Origin of the sequence: Fusicatenibacter faecihominis (assembly GCF_020686945.1) — a bacterium.
In the GTDB taxonomy this organism is placed as follows: Bacteria; Bacillota; Clostridia; order Lachnospirales; family Lachnospiraceae; genus Limivivens; species Limivivens faecihominis.
The window spans coordinates 42,800-58,359 of sequence record NZ_JAJEPR010000011.1; the positions used below are offsets into that span (position 1 = coordinate 42,800).

The 15,560-nt window shown below is 40.3% G+C and carries 14 protein-coding genes and 1 pseudogene; all 15 read left to right on the forward strand.

The genetic code is table 11. The features are described 5' to 3' along the window. Positions 1-413: 413 nt before the first annotated feature. Positions 414-3,575 (forward strand): annotated as a pseudogene (locus LKD71_RS08305) (DEAD/DEAH box helicase family protein); the annotation flags it as partial. Between the two features lie 338 nt (positions 3,576-3,913). Next, positions 3,914-4,591 (forward strand): response regulator transcription factor, encoded by a 678-nt coding sequence (locus LKD71_RS08310; RefSeq protein ID WP_055056588.1) that lies wholly within the window; start codon positions 3,914-3,916, stop codon positions 4,589-4,591. Beyond that, positions 4,575-5,996, forward strand: a complete 1,422-nt coding sequence (locus tag LKD71_RS08315) for a HAMP domain-containing sensor histidine kinase (protein ID WP_227615051.1) — start codon at positions 4,575-4,577, stop codon at positions 5,994-5,996. Before LKD71_RS08310 ends, LKD71_RS08315 begins: the two co-directional genes overlap by 17 nt. A 114-nt stretch (positions 5,997-6,110) precedes the next feature. Then, a complete protein-coding gene (locus LKD71_RS08320; RefSeq protein WP_055056590.1) occupies positions 6,111-6,671 on the forward strand; it encodes a hypothetical protein in 561 nt (186 codons plus the stop codon). Beyond that, positions 6,668-7,882 (forward strand): ABC transporter permease, encoded by a 1,215-nt coding sequence (locus LKD71_RS08325; RefSeq protein WP_227615052.1) that lies wholly within the window; start codon positions 6,668-6,670, stop codon positions 7,880-7,882. The genes LKD71_RS08320 and LKD71_RS08325 overlap by 4 nt, the downstream gene beginning before the upstream one ends. A gap of 1 nt (position 7,883) precedes the next feature. Next, positions 7,884-9,323 carry an ABC transporter permease gene (locus tag LKD71_RS08330; protein ID WP_055056592.1) on the forward strand — a complete coding sequence of 480 codons (1,440 nt, stop codon included), beginning with the start codon at positions 7,884-7,886 and terminating at the stop codon, positions 9,321-9,323. A 45-nt stretch (positions 9,324-9,368) separates the two neighbouring features. Next, entirely contained in the window at positions 9,369-10,004 is a 636-nt protein-coding gene (locus LKD71_RS08335; protein WP_055056639.1) for an ABC transporter ATP-binding protein, read from the forward strand. Between the two features lie 68 nt (positions 10,005-10,072). Beyond that, on the forward strand, positions 10,073-10,486 hold the full coding sequence (locus LKD71_RS08340; RefSeq protein WP_179979061.1) for a winged helix-turn-helix domain-containing protein: 414 nt from the start codon (positions 10,073-10,075) through the stop codon (positions 10,484-10,486). 111 nt (positions 10,487-10,597) lie between these two features. Further along, positions 10,598-10,756 (forward strand): hypothetical protein, encoded by a 159-nt coding sequence (locus LKD71_RS08345; protein ID WP_154108127.1) that lies wholly within the window; start codon positions 10,598-10,600, stop codon positions 10,754-10,756. Between the two features lie 9 nt (positions 10,757-10,765). Beyond that, positions 10,766-11,107: a type II toxin-antitoxin system RelE/ParE family toxin gene (locus LKD71_RS08350; protein WP_055056593.1), complete on the forward strand. Its 342-nt coding sequence runs from the start codon at positions 10,766-10,768 to the stop codon at positions 11,105-11,107. 219 nt (positions 11,108-11,326) lie between these two features. Continuing rightward, positions 11,327-12,283, forward strand: a complete 957-nt coding sequence (locus LKD71_RS08355) for an RNA polymerase sigma factor (RefSeq protein WP_227615053.1) — start codon at positions 11,327-11,329, stop codon at positions 12,281-12,283. Between the two features lie 74 nt (positions 12,284-12,357). Continuing rightward, a complete protein-coding gene (locus LKD71_RS08360; protein WP_227615054.1) occupies positions 12,358-12,591 on the forward strand; it encodes a DNA-binding protein in 234 nt (77 codons plus the stop codon). Further along, positions 12,588-12,878, forward strand: a complete 291-nt coding sequence (locus LKD71_RS08365; RefSeq protein WP_118393048.1) for a hypothetical protein — start codon at positions 12,588-12,590, stop codon at positions 12,876-12,878. The genes LKD71_RS08360 and LKD71_RS08365 overlap by 4 nt, the downstream gene beginning before the upstream one ends. A 186-nt stretch (positions 12,879-13,064) precedes the next feature. Further along, the gene (locus LKD71_RS08370) at positions 13,065-13,472 is read left to right on the forward strand and encodes a hypothetical protein (RefSeq protein WP_227615055.1); all 408 of its coding nucleotides are present in this window, start codon (positions 13,065-13,067) and stop codon (positions 13,470-13,472) included. A gap of 283 nt (positions 13,473-13,755) precedes the next feature. Continuing rightward, positions 13,756-15,453 (forward strand): MobA/MobL family protein, encoded by a 1,698-nt coding sequence (locus tag LKD71_RS08375; RefSeq protein ID WP_227615096.1) that lies wholly within the window; start codon positions 13,756-13,758, stop codon positions 15,451-15,453. Positions 15,454-15,560 lie beyond the last annotated feature (107 nt).

The window sequence follows — 15,560 nt, forward strand, 5'->3', positions numbered from 1 at the left end:
ATTTCATGGAGCACCATGATATGAAAGATGCAGCTGAGTTCCTGAAAAATGAGTATGGAACAGGTGGTTCTTCACCCGGAATACCAGGAGCAGGTGCTTCCGACGCATCCCACGATGCAAAAGGATTAAAACTTGCAAAAGGGAAAATTGGCAGTCCAGAGGTAGAAGTTTTATTAAAGTGGAACAAAGTTGCAGAACGTGTCCGCCAGTTAGTCCGCACAGATGATTATTTGTCACCGGAAGAAATGGAAAAGTACGAAGAGCGACAGGAAGCACAAAAACTGGCAGACTTGGAAGAAGCACAGCAGGCTTTGGAAGCGGAGCAAATAGATGTGAATCAGCCAGAGGACAAGGAAACATCAGAAACCGTAGAAGAAGTTGAACGGAGAGAAGATACGGTAACAGATATTCAAGCAACAAACTTCCACATCACAGATGATGAACTTGGACAGGGAACACCGAAGGAGAAATTCCGAGCAAATATCATGGCTATCCAGTTGTTAAAGAAATGTGAGGATGAGAACCGTAATGCGACACCAGAGGAACAGGAAATCTTATCCCGATACGTTGGCTGGGGAGGTCTTGCAGATGCATTTGATGAAACAAAAGCTGCATGGGAGACAGAATATCTGGAATTAAAGACTGTTCTTACACCAGAGGAATATGCTGCAGCCAGAGCTTCCACCTTAAATGCTCATTATACACAGCCGATTGTGATTGAAAGTATGTATCAGGTGTTGGAGAATCTGGGATTTACAAAAGGAAATATCCTGGAGCCATCTATGGGAGTCGGGAACTTTTTTGGAATGCTTCCGGAGAATCTGAACCAGTCCAAACTTTATGGTGTGGAATTGGACAGTATCAGCGGCAGAATTGCAAAGCAGCTCTATCCTGATGCCAATATTCAGATCAAAGGTTTTGAGAAGACAGATTATCCTAATGACTTCTTTGACGTGACAATCGGAAATGTGCCATTTGGTGCATACAAGGTCAATGACCGTCAGTATGATCGTTACAATTTCATGATTCATGATTACTTTCTTGCCAAAACGATAGATCAGTTACGTCCAGGTGGTGTGGCTGCTCTGATCACAACAAAGGGAACTATGGACAAGGCATCACCGGAAGTTCGGAAATATCTGGCAGAGCGGGCAGATCTGCTAGATGCAATCCGACTGCCGAACACAGCTTTTAAGGCAAATGCAGGAACAGAAGTCAGTGCTGATATTTTGTTTTTCCAGAAGCGTGACAGCATGACAAAAGAGATGCCGGAGTGGGTGAATCTTGGAAGTGATACCAATGGAATTACAGTCAACCAGTATTTTGCAGACCATCCTGAAATGATTCTGGGTGAGATGAAAGAAGTATCGGGTCCATATGGTATGGAAACAACCTGTATGCCGATAGAAGGTGCTGACCTTGAACTCCAGCTTGCAGAAGCGGTCAAGAACATTCATGGAAACATGGTACCGGCAGTAGATGTGGAAACAGAACTGGATGAGATGCCAGAGAGTATTCCAGCAGATCCAAATGTCCGAAATTACAGCTATACGGTGGTAGATGATCAGGTATATTACCGTGTCAACTCTTTGATGAATCAGGTGAAGATGCCTGCCGCCACTGCAGAACGTGTGAAAGGCATGGTTGCAATCCGTGATACTGTCCGGGAGTTGATCGCCATGCAGATGGAGGAATCCGTCACAGATGAAGAAATCCAGAAACAGCAGGAGAAACTGAATCAGGTATATGATACCTACACAGCAAAGTATGGAGTCATTGGAAGTAATGCTAACAAACGTGCATTTTCTGATGACTCTTCTTATTGTCTGTTGTGTTCGCTGGAGGACTTAAACGAAGATGGAACATTGAAGCGAAAAGCGGATATGTTTACGAAACGAACCATCAAAAAGGCAGTGGCAGTAACCAGTGTAGAAACTACGACAGAAGCATTAGCATTATCTCTGAATGAAAAAGCAAAGGTTGATCTGTCCTATATGGCACAGCTGACCGGAAAAACAGAAGAAAAAATCACAGAGGAACTGGTTGGAGTTATCTTCAAAAATCCACTGACAGATCAGTGGGAGAGTGGAGATGAATATCTGTCAGGCAATGTCAGGGAGAAACTGAATACAGCAAGAACTTTTGCAGAGAACCACCCGGAATTTACACCGAATGTTCGTGCATTGGAGGCAGTTCAGCCGAGAAATCTGGAAGCATCCGAAATTGAGGTGCGTGTTGGAGCTACTTGGATTGAACCTTCAGATTATCAGGATTTTATGACGGAACTGCTTCATACGCCGTGGTATCTTGCACAGAAGGAAATACAGGTAAAATACTCTGAGGTAAATGGTGAGTGGCGGATTACAGGAAAGAATGCCGACAGTCCGAGAAATGCGTTTGCTTATGCAACGTATGGAACTGAGAGAGCAAATGCCTATAAGATTTTGGAAGATACCCTGAACCTGAAAGATGTACGCATCTACGATAAGAGTGTCAATGAAAATGGTGATGAGATCCGTGTCCTCAATAAAAAAGAGACCATGCTGGCATCACAGAAGCAGGATGCCTTGAAGGCTGCATTCCAAGATTGGATTTTCAAGGATCAGCAGAGGAGAGAAAGGCTGGTAAAAGTATATAATGAACGATTTAACAGTATCCGTCCCCGTGAATATGATGGCAGTCATTTGACTTTCCCAGGAATGAATCCGGAAATAGAGCTTCGCCCGCATCAGAAAAATGCTGTTGCACATCAGCTTTACGGAGAGAATGTGCTTCTTGCTCATGTAGTAGGAGCTGGGAAGACCTACGAGATGGTAGCGGCTGCAATGGAGAGCAAACGTCTGGGATTATCACAGAAGAATTTATTTGTCGTGCCGAATCATCTGACAGAGCAGTGGGGAGCAGAATTCCTGCAGTTATATCCGGGAGCCAATATCCTGGTAGCAACCAAGAAAGATTTTGAACCGGCAAACCGAAAAAAATTCTGTGCCAGAATCGCTATGGGAAATTATGATGCTGTTATCATTGGGCATTCCCAGTTTGAGCGTATTCCAATCTCTGATGAGAGACAGGAAGCCATGCTTCAGAGGCAGATTGATGATCTGGAAATGGCAATTCAGAGTGCAAGGTATGAACAGGATGGTGGACGTTATACTGTCAAACAGATTGAAAAGATCAGAAAGACACTGCAGACAAGGCTGGAAAAACTGAATCAGAAAGAGAAAAAAGATCAGGTAGTTACGTTTGAAGAACTGGGAGTGGATCACTTGTATGTAGATGAAGCACACAGCTATAAAAACGCATTCCTTTATACAAAAATGAGAAATGTAGCCGGGATTGCACAGAACGAAGCACAGAAGTCAGCAGATATGTTCAATAAATGTCAGTATCTGGATGAGATTACCGGAGGGAAAGGCATTACCTTTGCTACGGGCACACCGATCAGCAATAGTATGACGGAATTATATGTTATGCAGAGGTATCTGCAGAACAGTAAATTACAAAATATGGGACTTGGATTGTTTGATTCCTGGGCCTCTACTTTTGGAGAAGTTGTCACGAGCATCGAGTTCGCTCAAGTATTATAGGCACATGGAAGCAATTTTAATTCCATACAGAAATACGCTAAAAAACAAAGAAAAAGGAAATGTTGGAACAGACAGGAAGCAAGGAAGCCAGAAATAGATATGGATTAGCGAAGAAAAACGGCAATAAATGAAGCATAAGTGAAAAAGCGACAGAAGGTGCGGAAAGCATTTTCTGCTACCTCTTTCAACATTTAAAATGATAATGTAAAAGTAAAGGTTTGTTTAAGATAGTAATTAAAAAATTTAATACTAAAAAAACGAAATACACAAAAACTACAAGAAAAACTGATAAAATAAAAAAAACGGAAAATAAGAGGTAGCTAAGAATGAAAAAAATTTTAATTATAGAAGATGATTTGGATATTCAAGAGCTGATACAGTTTTTTTTAGAGGATCAAGGGTATGAAGTGATTACGGCATCTGATGGAATAGATGGTATTGCGGTTTTTCTGAAAGAACAAATTGACTTGATACTGCTCGATATTTTACTTCCTAAAATGGATGGGTATGCAGTTTGTGAACTAATACGAAAAGAATCGGAAGTACCAATCATTATGATAAGTGCATTGGGAAGAGAAGAAGACCAGATAAAGGGATTTGAAATGCAAATAGATGACTATATCCCCAAGCCGATTTCTCTTCCAATTATGATAAAAAAAATAGAAGCTGTTCTGCGTAGATATGAAGGAGTAGATATAACAAAAGATCACGAGTTAAAATACAGAGAGATAATATTGATTGTAGGAAATTATCAAGTGAAAATAGGGAAAAAGTTAATTGATTTGACACAGAAAGAATATGAAATTTTGAAAGAATTGATTGAAAATCAGGGATGCGTGATAACAAGAGAGAGCTTTTTAAATCGTCTATGGAAATATGAATTTGAAGGTGAAGAACGTGCAGTTGACAATCATATCAAAAATTTGCGGAGAAAATTGGGAAAAGCAGGGGATTATATAAAAACGGTAAGAGGGGTGGGGTATCGAATTGATAAAGCTAATTAGAGAACATTTGTCTACAAAAATATTTATAATTACAGTATGCTTATTGATTACTGTTGGTAGTGCGATTTATGGAATGGTTGCATTGGGGATGTCACGGAGCTATTTTTTAGAGTTGAATAGAAGTTTGAGTAATCAGACGGAAAAAATGGTACTTCAATTATCGAATACTTCAGTGCAGGAAATAGATGGAATATTAAAAATGTTTGCATTGGAGCATGGGATTTCTATTGTCTTAAAAGATAGTGACGAAAAGGTACTTGGTATATATGGAGATATGGAATATTCACTGGCTCCTGGAACAGATGTAGAAGATATTCTGTTAGGCAGTGGGATAACGGAATCTTATTCCTGTAAGTTAACGAATGGAAAAACATATTGGATTCAAGTGTTTGGAAACAAGGAGAAAGTAAATATTGGACTGGAATCATTAAAAAGAATTTTACCTATGTTGGGGGCTATTACTTTTTTGGCAGCATTAGCTATTGCTGCTTTATACACAAAATATATTACGCGTTCAATTTTAAAGGTGAGTGAAGTTTCAAAAAAAATGGCAAATCTTGATTTTCGAGTTCGATATACAGAAGACCGGAGGGACGAGATTGGAATTTTGGGAGAAAATCTGAACGAACTTTCGGAAAAATTAGAGAGTGCTTTGGATGAATTGAAAGAAAAAAATACTGATTTAGAGAAAAGCATCAAACTTGAGCAGCAACTGGAACAACAACAAATGGCTTTTTTTTCAGCTGTTTCGCATGAATTAAAAACTCCGATTACAATTCTAAAAGGACAAATTCAGGGAATGTTATTAGAAGTAGGGGGATATAAAGACCGAGATAGATATTTAAAACGTTCTTTTGAAGTAGCTAATTCCATGGAGAATATGGTGCAGGAAATTCTGTATGTTTCAAAAATTAGAACATCGGGATTTGAGTTGAAATTGATAGATATACCACTTCACCAACTTGTTGAGAATGTGATTAAGGAACAGGAAGATATGGCTATTGATAGGGGATTACAGTTTCATATACGAATAGAAGAATCAACTTGGATACGGGCAGATGAAGCTCTTTTCACGAAGGTCATAAGTAATGTGGTAGGAAATGCAATTAAATATACGAATGAGGATGGAAATATATGGGTTGGAGTGTATAAAAGAGGTGAAGAAATAATTTTTTGGATTGAAAATGAAACGGAATCTATTGATGAGAAAGAAATTCCAAAATTATGTGATGCATTTTATCGTATTGATAAATCCAGAAATAAAAGAACTGGTGGAAGCGGCTTGGGATTATATATTACAAAAATGATTTTAGAACAGCATCAGTTTCCTTATTGTATTGAAAATACAGAAAAAGGCATAAAAGTGGAAATAAGATGTTATGAACCAACCAGAAGGCTGTTGTGACGGAAAATCACAACAGCCTTTTTATACATATAAAATACATAAAAAAAACGGGAAAATCATACATTCAATTTTTATAATATAAAGAAAAAATATGTAATGGAGGATTTTTTATAAATGAAGAAAAAAATATGTATAGTATTATGTTTGGGTTGTATAGGAACCGTATCAGTTGTTGGGTGCAGCAATAAAAATTTTGATTCAAAAGTAACAGGGGATAATCAGACAACTACCGAGAATGTATCTGATATACTGAATGATCAAGAGAAAAAAGAAGGCGGTTACGAGAACGAGTCAAGTAGTAATGCTGATGACAAAGAGAACTCAGCGGACGATTCAGAAGTGTTGGCAAATGCAGATTTGCGTGGAGCTGTTTTGGAATTTTCAGACACAGGATGTAATATCAGCATAGGGACGCAGACGGATGATGCAGAAATGGTTCCTGCTCCGGGAGCGGTTGTTGAAGAAATGAATCAGGTGAAAATAGTATATGGAGAAAATACCTATTTTCAGATTTCTCATTCAACGATGACGGGTATTACGCTTGAGGATTGCCGGAAAGAAGAAGTGAAAAAGCAGTCAATGCTCTATCTGTATGGGGATTACCAGGAGGATGGTACGTTTTTGGCTAAAAGGGTAATTATTGACCGATTTGAAAAGGAAGGAGAATGGGAATGAATTTTGCAGAAAGAGCATTCCGCTACCTTTTCAGGAAAAAAGGAAAAGCGATTATCTTGTTTTGGGTATTGCTTATTACCGAAACAATGATTTTATCTACTGTCACTATATTACGGGCATCCGAAGTAGCAAGAATTGAACTATTAGGGAAATCAAAAGCGAAATTGTTGATCGAACGGGAAAAAGCGGAGGAATTGTTTACGGATGATGAATACAAAAAACTTGAGAAACTGGAAAATGTGAAGGCGGTAAATCGAGTAGCAGAAGTGCAGTTATATCCAATGGATTTTAAAATTATAACGAAAAGTGAGAGTGTTGATGCAGACAACCAAAAATTGCGCATAATGGCCTACGATAGCCTTGAAGATGATGGCCCATTTGCTGACGGGCAAATTCATCTGACGAAAGGAAAATATCCTCGCAAAGAAGGTGAAATAGTAGTAAATCAGTTTCTTGCAGAAGTAAATCAATGGGAAATAGGGGAAACTGTTTGTTTCAAATCTCATTCAGGTGAACAATCACAGGCAAGCATATCAGGAATCTATATTTCGGGTATAGAAGAAAAGCAAGGGAAGGAACCATTAGCAGTAAACAGAATTGAAAATAGAATTTATGGAAAACCCGAGTTCGTATGTCATTTACAAGAAACGTGCGGATATGAAAACTTAATCGTATATGTAGATAATCCAGAGCAGTTGAGCAGAACACAGCTAGAAGTAACACGCATTTTGAAAAACTATAGAGTGATGAAAGCAGATAACCTGTTTCAGAAAATGGAAATTCCGCTCTTACAAGTTGTTAGGGTTGTAAAAATGATGTTGGGATTATCGGTTGTATCGTCTGTACTTGTAATAACATTGCTTTTGTCTATGTGGATGAGAGCCAGAAAGAAAGAAATAGCAATTTATGTGAGTCTTGGAAAAACAAAAGTAGATTTGTTTATGCAGATTATTTTGGAATGCTTTTCAGTATTTGGATTTTCTACAATAATAGCTCTTTATACTGGAGATAAGATGCTGATAGTATTGGAAAAGTTTTTAGATTGGAAAAGTATTGGGGCTTTTACATCTATGCAAATATATGCACAAAATAAAGATATATGTTATCTCATATTATCAGGAACAATAATTTTATTGCTTTCTATTTCTATTTCACTTTTTCCAATATTATGTACAAAGCCAAAAAAAATTTTAGCAGAAATGGAGGGATAACATGAATGTTTTACAAAGAGGAGTACGTTCAGTGTTAAGAAAACCGATAAAAAGTATTATTCTATTGTTTATTGTAATTGTTATGAGTGGCCTATTTTTAGGTGCTATGGCAAGCCGTTCAGCAAGTATTTATACACAAGACGCTACAAGACAGGCAATAGGGGCTACCTTTCGCATAGAAGGAAATGAGGAGAATAGGAGAAAGCGATTAGATCAGGCAATGGATGTACTGGGTGATCGGGAGGGCAGTTATGGAGGAGTTACTCATAAATGGTTAGAAAATGGGGCGGATATGGTAGTTACAGATAACTCATTTGAGACGGTTAAGGAAGATGATGTAAAAAAAATAGCTCAGGTGGAGGGGATTGAGGAATATAATTTGATAACAATAGCAACTGTTGTGAATCCGGTCAATTTTTCGAGAATAGAAGATTCAGATATGGATCAAAGTACGGATGTAGGCGGTGTCAACCTACGAGGTAATCGCATAATGGAAATGGATATGGACGTATCTGCAGGTAAGATTTCACTGATTGAAGGAAGAATGATTGAAAAAGATGACAGGGATGTTTGTGTCATCTCGAAAGAATTGGCAGAACTAAACCATTTAAAAACTGGGAACTTATTAAAGTTTAATGATTACCATGACAAAGAACATTCCACAATATACAGTGCCGAGATTATCGGAATTTATGAAACAAAGCAAGAACGAAAATCTATTATGTATGGGGATTCTTATCGTCCAGAAAATACAATATTTACGGATATGAGTTTCCCGGAAAAACCATCCGGAAATGAAGGAAATCCTTTCTATCAGTATGCTATATTCAAAGTCCAAAATGCAGGGAAGTACGATCAAGTTAAAAAGTCTGTACAGAAAGCGAATATAGATTGGTCACGATATGACTTAATTGATAATAATGGAAATATTAAAAATATGACAGAAAATTTTGGGCAGATGGATCAGATGAGTATGGGATTATTACTAATAGTTTCAGTGTCAGGTCTTGTGATTTTAGTTTTAGTTTTTCTGTTTTGGATAAAAAATCGTACGCAAGAAATAGGAATTATGATGTCACTTGGAAAGTGCAAATTTGAAATATGGGTACAGTTTTTATGGGAAGCAGTAATGATAAGTATTATAGGGATGTTGTTATCCTTTGCAATTTCCCCAATTATTGCAGAGACTTCAGCTTCATATTTAGCGAAAGAAACGCAGACCTTAAGGTTAGAACAGCAGGAACAGGAAAATACTGGTACCTATATAGATGGATATATTGCACCGGATTTAAAAATACAAGATGTGGAGGTTCATATAACGAAAGAAATGGTTCTGATGGATATTGGGATGATATCAGGTATTTTGATTATTGCAGTATTAGTAGCAGGAATCACGATAATGAAGAAAAGGCCGAAGCAGATATTAAGTGAAATGAGCTGAATAACGGGGTAGGAGGTTATAGAAATGAGTAAAAATGCAGGAAACATTGTTCTTGAGGCAAAGAATGTTGTCTATTACTATAAGGCGAATAAAGGCAAAAAAGTTTTAGATGATATATCATATGGCTTTGAGATAGGAAAAATGTATGCCATTTTGGGACCAAGTGGTTCCGGTAAGACAACTTTTTTATCGCTTTTGGCAGGTTTGGATTCTCCGACGGATGGGGGAATTTATTATGAAGGGGTAAATATAAGAAAAAAAGGACTACACAACTATCGAAAGAAAAATATGTCATTGGTTTTTCAGAATTATAATCTGATAGATTATTTGACTCCAGAAGAAAATGTGATGCTGGGTGGAAAGAAAGACATAGAGAAAATTTTGGAAGCGGTTGGAATACCGAGGGAAGACTGGAAACGGCAGGTCTTACAGTTATCAGGAGGACAGCAGCAGCGAGTGGCTATTGCAAGAGCATTAGCAAGTCCTGCGAAGGTATTGCTTGCAGATGAACCTACAGGAAATCTGGATGAAGAAATTGCAGACGAAATTATTAAGATATTGATGAAAAGTGCGCATGAAATGGGAAAAAGTGTAATTGTCGTAACACATAGCAAAAAAATAGCTGATGCTGCAGATGTGGTACTTAAAATCCATGAGGGGAAATTGTATCATTTGGTTTAAGTGAATGTAAAGTTATAGTGTTTTATAGCATGAAATAATATGAGGTGAGCTGTATAGGAAAAATTTTATTGCTATCTTTTGATGGAGATGAAGAAAATTTAATAGAATCTGTTATTTCCATTTTGGATGCTGGTAGAGAAAAATTTATATTTCAAAAAATGAATCTAAAATCGAACTTACAACACAAGGGAATAATGCTTGACTTAGAGCGACGAGAGGTTATGCGGAATAATGATAAAATTGCCTTGACTTATACAGAGTTTGAAATCCTCCAGCTTCTCGCTCAAAATCCCGGCAGGGTATTCAGTAAAGAACAGATTTATGATATGGTCTGGCAGGAACCGTATTCCGGTGATTACAACATTGTGATGAGCCATATCAGCCATATTCGGGAAAAAATAGAGGATGATCCGAGTCATCCGGTCTATATTCAGACTGTGTGGGGAGTTGGTTATAAGTTTAATGAAAAAATGTGTGAATAATTAAATCAGATCCAGTGTTGTGTGACTGTCAAAAAATGATAGATATTTCTGATGGTTCGTGGTATGATAAAGACAGAAACATGAGTGCTATTTTAAGAAAGGGTGATGGTTATGGCATTGGCACAGGCAACGAAATCCCGTGAAACAACTTATACGATCAACGATGCAATGGATGTCCTTCTGTCAAAGCTGGATGAAGCCATTGACGATATGGAAAATGGCAGAGTGCAGACAGTGGAAGAAGCATGGGCAGAAATTGATGCAGTATAAGGGGTACGGATGGAAAACAAAAAATACAAAGTTGTCATTGCCCAGAGCGGCAAGCTGGATGTGAAAGAAAAAAAGAAATATATCCTTCAGCAATTTAAGTACCGGGAATATGCAGAAAACTTTTCCAAAAAGATTAAAAAAGCGGTTCTTGCACTTGATACACTTCCGACCGGGTATAATACAACAGGCTTCCGGTATCGTGGTTATGATATTTACATGAAACCGTGTGAATCCTATCTGCTGTTTTATACTGTGGATGAAGCAGTGAAAACAGTTACAGTTCTGCGTGTCATGCAGGATGGAATGGACTGGCAGTATATCATCAATCGGTGGCTGCGGGAAAACGCATAGGATATACAAAAAGATTATAGTGACAGGCAGTATTCAAACAGATTGGGTACCGCCTGTTTTTATGTCCGCTGAAAACAGATGGACAGCAGAAGAAAAATATTAGAAAATAACGGACAGATTGTGAAATTTAAAAGAGAAAAAACTTTTTCAAAAATATTCAAAAATATTGGAACATTTTAATGGGACTTCTGCCATGTATCAGTAGGGGGGTGATTTTGGATGAAAGATGTAAAAGAACAGAAGCAGAATGACAATGGAGAAATCATTGAAATGAAGCAGGGACAGGTGATAAAAATTCCAAAGAACAGCGGCAAAGCATGGCTGACATTATTTTATAGTCTGCCGCAGGAGTTTGTCAGCAAACGTCCTGTTTATCTGAACTTCCCACGCTGCCCTTATGAGGTGCTGCGGACGGATAAATATGACAGTATGATAAACAATGATACATTTCTGGAACTGGTATGGGATTGTGTGGCATGGAGCGCATGGCAGTATTTTGAAGTTCCATATCAAAAAGGCGGCTACCGGGAGATACCCGGCAGTGCGGCGCAGTATTCCGGGGACTTTCCGTTGTGGCGGCTCTCTTACTCTATGCTTCCGCTCCTGCGTGACAAATTTGAGGTCAGCGGATTTTCTTTCCAGCAGCTTTACAACGTGCCGGAGGGAACGGAACTTCCGTGGCTTACTTATCAGCAGTTTGGCAACCTGATCGGTACCCTCGTGCCGGAAATTATACAGGAACAGAACTGGCAGCCTATGATCGATGAAATCTGGAACAACCGAACCATTGAGGACTTCGATAAAAGGGGAAGTCAGGTAAAACTGGACTTCATGCGTTCGTGGGAACACAGCCGTTCCAGGAAAAAGGCGGTATCCATAGAGCAGCTTGCAGAGGAAGCAGAAGAAAATGGCACAGACTTTGATATTCCGGATACGAGTAGTGAGTTTGAAAACTCGGTGCTGTCAGAACTTCAGATTGCGGAGTTTGCCGCTAGGCTTTCCGGGCGTGATAAGAAGATTTTGGAAATGAAAATGGAGGGGCATACGGCACAGGAGATTGCGGAAGCTGTAGGCTATCAGACACACAGTGCGGTGCTGAAAAGAATCCGTCATATTGCAGACTGTTATGAGGAGTTTATCTCAGAAGAATATCAGAAATATCTGGAAACATTCTAATCCATCCATCCCATCGGTAGATATCCTATGATAGCTGCTTTCTTTTACCCATTTCTAAACAGGGGGTGATTTTTGTGGGGAAAGAATTATTTGAAATGCTGCCGGACGTGCTGGATGCAAAAATGCTGGCATCGGCGCTTTCCATTTCAAAGGCAGGAGCATACCAGCTATTGAACCTTCCGGATTTTCCAACCTTGCAGGTGGGAGGACGGAAACTTGTCACAAAGCAGAAGCTGGCTTTGTGGATGGAACAGCATACAAATACAGCAGGACAGGCGGGAGCCGGAAAGGAGAATAAAAGTAGATGAAATTGACAAAGTATGAGCAGGAAACGATTATCAATTTTAATAACGATGAACAGGAAGCCAGTATTTATACAGCCAGCCCGCAGATGATGCGGAAACTGGATGCACTGGCGGCAGCTTATCCGGAGCATTACCGGGTGGTAGAGCAGACCGAAGTGAGCAAGACCTATTCCTGTGAAAAACACCTCATCAACCTTCGGAAACCGAGAAAGCAGAATGAGGAACACAGCCAATGGGCAAGGCAGAGGATGCAGGAAATGAACCGCCATAAAAATGCGGGAAATTTATGAAAGAACCGCACACAAAGGTGACAGCTCTGTGTCAGGAAGAAAGTTGTCCGTGAAAATACGGAAATTAAGAAAAATAGAAAACCAAATGGTAGGAGAGCGGCTATGGACATGGAAAAGGTTCAGGCTGTTTTTTTATGCCATAAAATAAAAAATCAAACAGAAAAATGAGAAAAGGAGTATAAACACATGATAAAAAACAGGAATGAAACCAGTGCTGCAATGGATAAGGCACTGAAAAATCTGGAACAGGCAAAGGCAAGATATGAGGCAGAGCGCAAAAAGGAGAATGAGAAACGCAGGAAAGCACAGAACTATCATAAATATCTGATGGGCGGCATTGTTGCAAAGTATTTCCCGGAATGTTATCAGTATGAAGAAAAAGAACTGAATGTGATCTTGTCAGCGGCTCTTGCTTCGGCAGAGTGCAGGCAGGCGGTGGAAAACGTAAAAAGGATGGAGAAAAATGCGGATGAGATGGAAGATGAAAAAGACAGAAACGGCGGTCACGCCGATGAAACGAAGACAAAAGAAAACAGCGGCGGATACGCCAATTCAAAAGATTTTGCGGGTGGCAGTTTTTCGCAGGGAGTGTAAGCAGTATCTCCGGGAGTATGGGTTCACCCCAGTTATGGGGTGCGCACAGATAGACCACACTCCGTATGGTCTTGTGCGCTCTCCGAGGGCACCTGCGGTGGGCGTTGCCTGCCTTGCACCAGTCAAGAGGGGAAATAACCTTTCCCCTCCGTCCGCTGCGCTTCCTACCCCTTTGTATCCTTTGCATCTGCCCGTAACCCGGAAAACACACCCGGCTTTCGTCCATCTGCAAAGGCTTTTCTTGCTGCCCTCTATTTTACGGTAAGGGAGGAACTTTGTGAGTATGCGCACGAAATATGCCAGCACAAGGTTCGGCATTGTAAAGCGGAGCAAAGGGCAGTCGGCGGTAGATGCAGCTTCTTACATCAGCAGGAGTGTTCTTGTCAGCGAGTATGACGGGAAAACGTATCGCCCGAAATACCATGAAGATTTGGTGCATTGTGAAATCAATCTCCCGGAATATGCACCGGAGGAATGGCTGGACAGGGCAGTGCTGTGGAACTCTGTGGAGCTGAATGAGAAACAGAAAAATGCCCAGCTTTGCCGGACACTGAAAGCAGCACTTCCAAATGACTGGAGCTATGAGCTGGCAGAAGAAACGGTGCGGGATTATGTGCAGCGGAATTTTGTTTCCAAAGGGATGTGTGCGGACTGGGCAATCCATGATTCTGTTAATCAAAATGGCATCCATAACCTGCATTTCCATCTTATGCTCACCCTGCGCCCGGTGGAAGAAAACGGGAAGTGGGGAGCCAAGCAGAGAAAGGAATATATCCTTAATAAAGACGGCAATAAAATCCGCAATAAGTCCGGACGGGGATTTAAGAGCAGGGCGGTAGATGTGAATGACTGGAATGAAAAAGGTAATTCCCGGAAATGGAGAAAGGATTTGACGGACACCATCAATGTGGTGAATGACCGGATCGGACTGCCGGAATACTGGGAACACCGTTCTTTTAAAGAGCTGGGACTGGAGCAGGAGCCGACCAGACACTTAGGCCCGATTGCCAGTGCATTGGAGAGGAAAGGCATCCGTACCGAAAAAGGGGATGCGAACCGGGCAATCATGGAGCATAACCAGACGCTGCAAAGGGCAAGGATGTTCTATGATATTGCATGGAACAGTGTAAAAAATTTGGAGAAATGGGAACAGGAAAAAGCTGCGGAAGCTGCAAAGAATGCCGCAGAAAAGAAAGCAGGAAAAATGGCAGGAGACATCCCTGCGGCACAGGAAGGTGAAGCAGAACAGACAGCAGTTGGTTCGATACAGAAAGAAACTTCCGGTACAAAGGAAGTCAGCGTGTTTGCAGCGATGAAAAATGAGGTTCTGGAAATGCTGGAACGTATTCTTGCAGCATTTGGAAGGCTTCATCTGCCGCTGATACAGGCACCGAATTTTAAAAAGGTAAGTAATCGTGCAGCACTGATGGATATTGAAAACGTGCGGAGGTTCGTGGAAGAAAAAGGCATTGACAGCTTTGAAGCACTGGAAACCTTTGCAGTACAGCAAGAAGCTTCCAAGAAAGAAGCAGAGGAAATCTGCAACAGAGATGGAAGGGAAATCCGGCGGTTAAAGGAAATGTCAGAGGCTTATGCCGCCTATGCTCCATACATTCCCATCCGTAATGAATATCTGCAGAAGAAAGGAATCGCACAGGCAGTTTATCACAGCCAGCATAAGAAAGAACTGGAAACGGCGAAAGAACTCCGTATTCCGGTCTATGAACTTCTTCGGGAAGGAGAAAAATTCACACCGAAAAAGTGGGAAGCACAGATCAAAGAGCTGACACAGGAATACGAGAAACAGTCCAGACGTTACGGCAGGAGTACCGTCAATCTTGCCTATGTGGAGCTGCTTCGTCATAACCGGAAGATGGATGAGCGGGATCAGAAGAACAAAGACCAGTCCCAGAGCCGACAGCATGAAAAAATGGACAGGGGGCAGAAGCAAAAGAAGAAACATCAGGAAATGGAACTTTAGATTTATACATCGTTAAGGAAAATCTGCCGGGATGTTCCCCGGCAGGCAGAAAGGAGATTGCAATGAGTAAAGATTGCAGGACTACGAAAAACAGAAACAATAGTTTG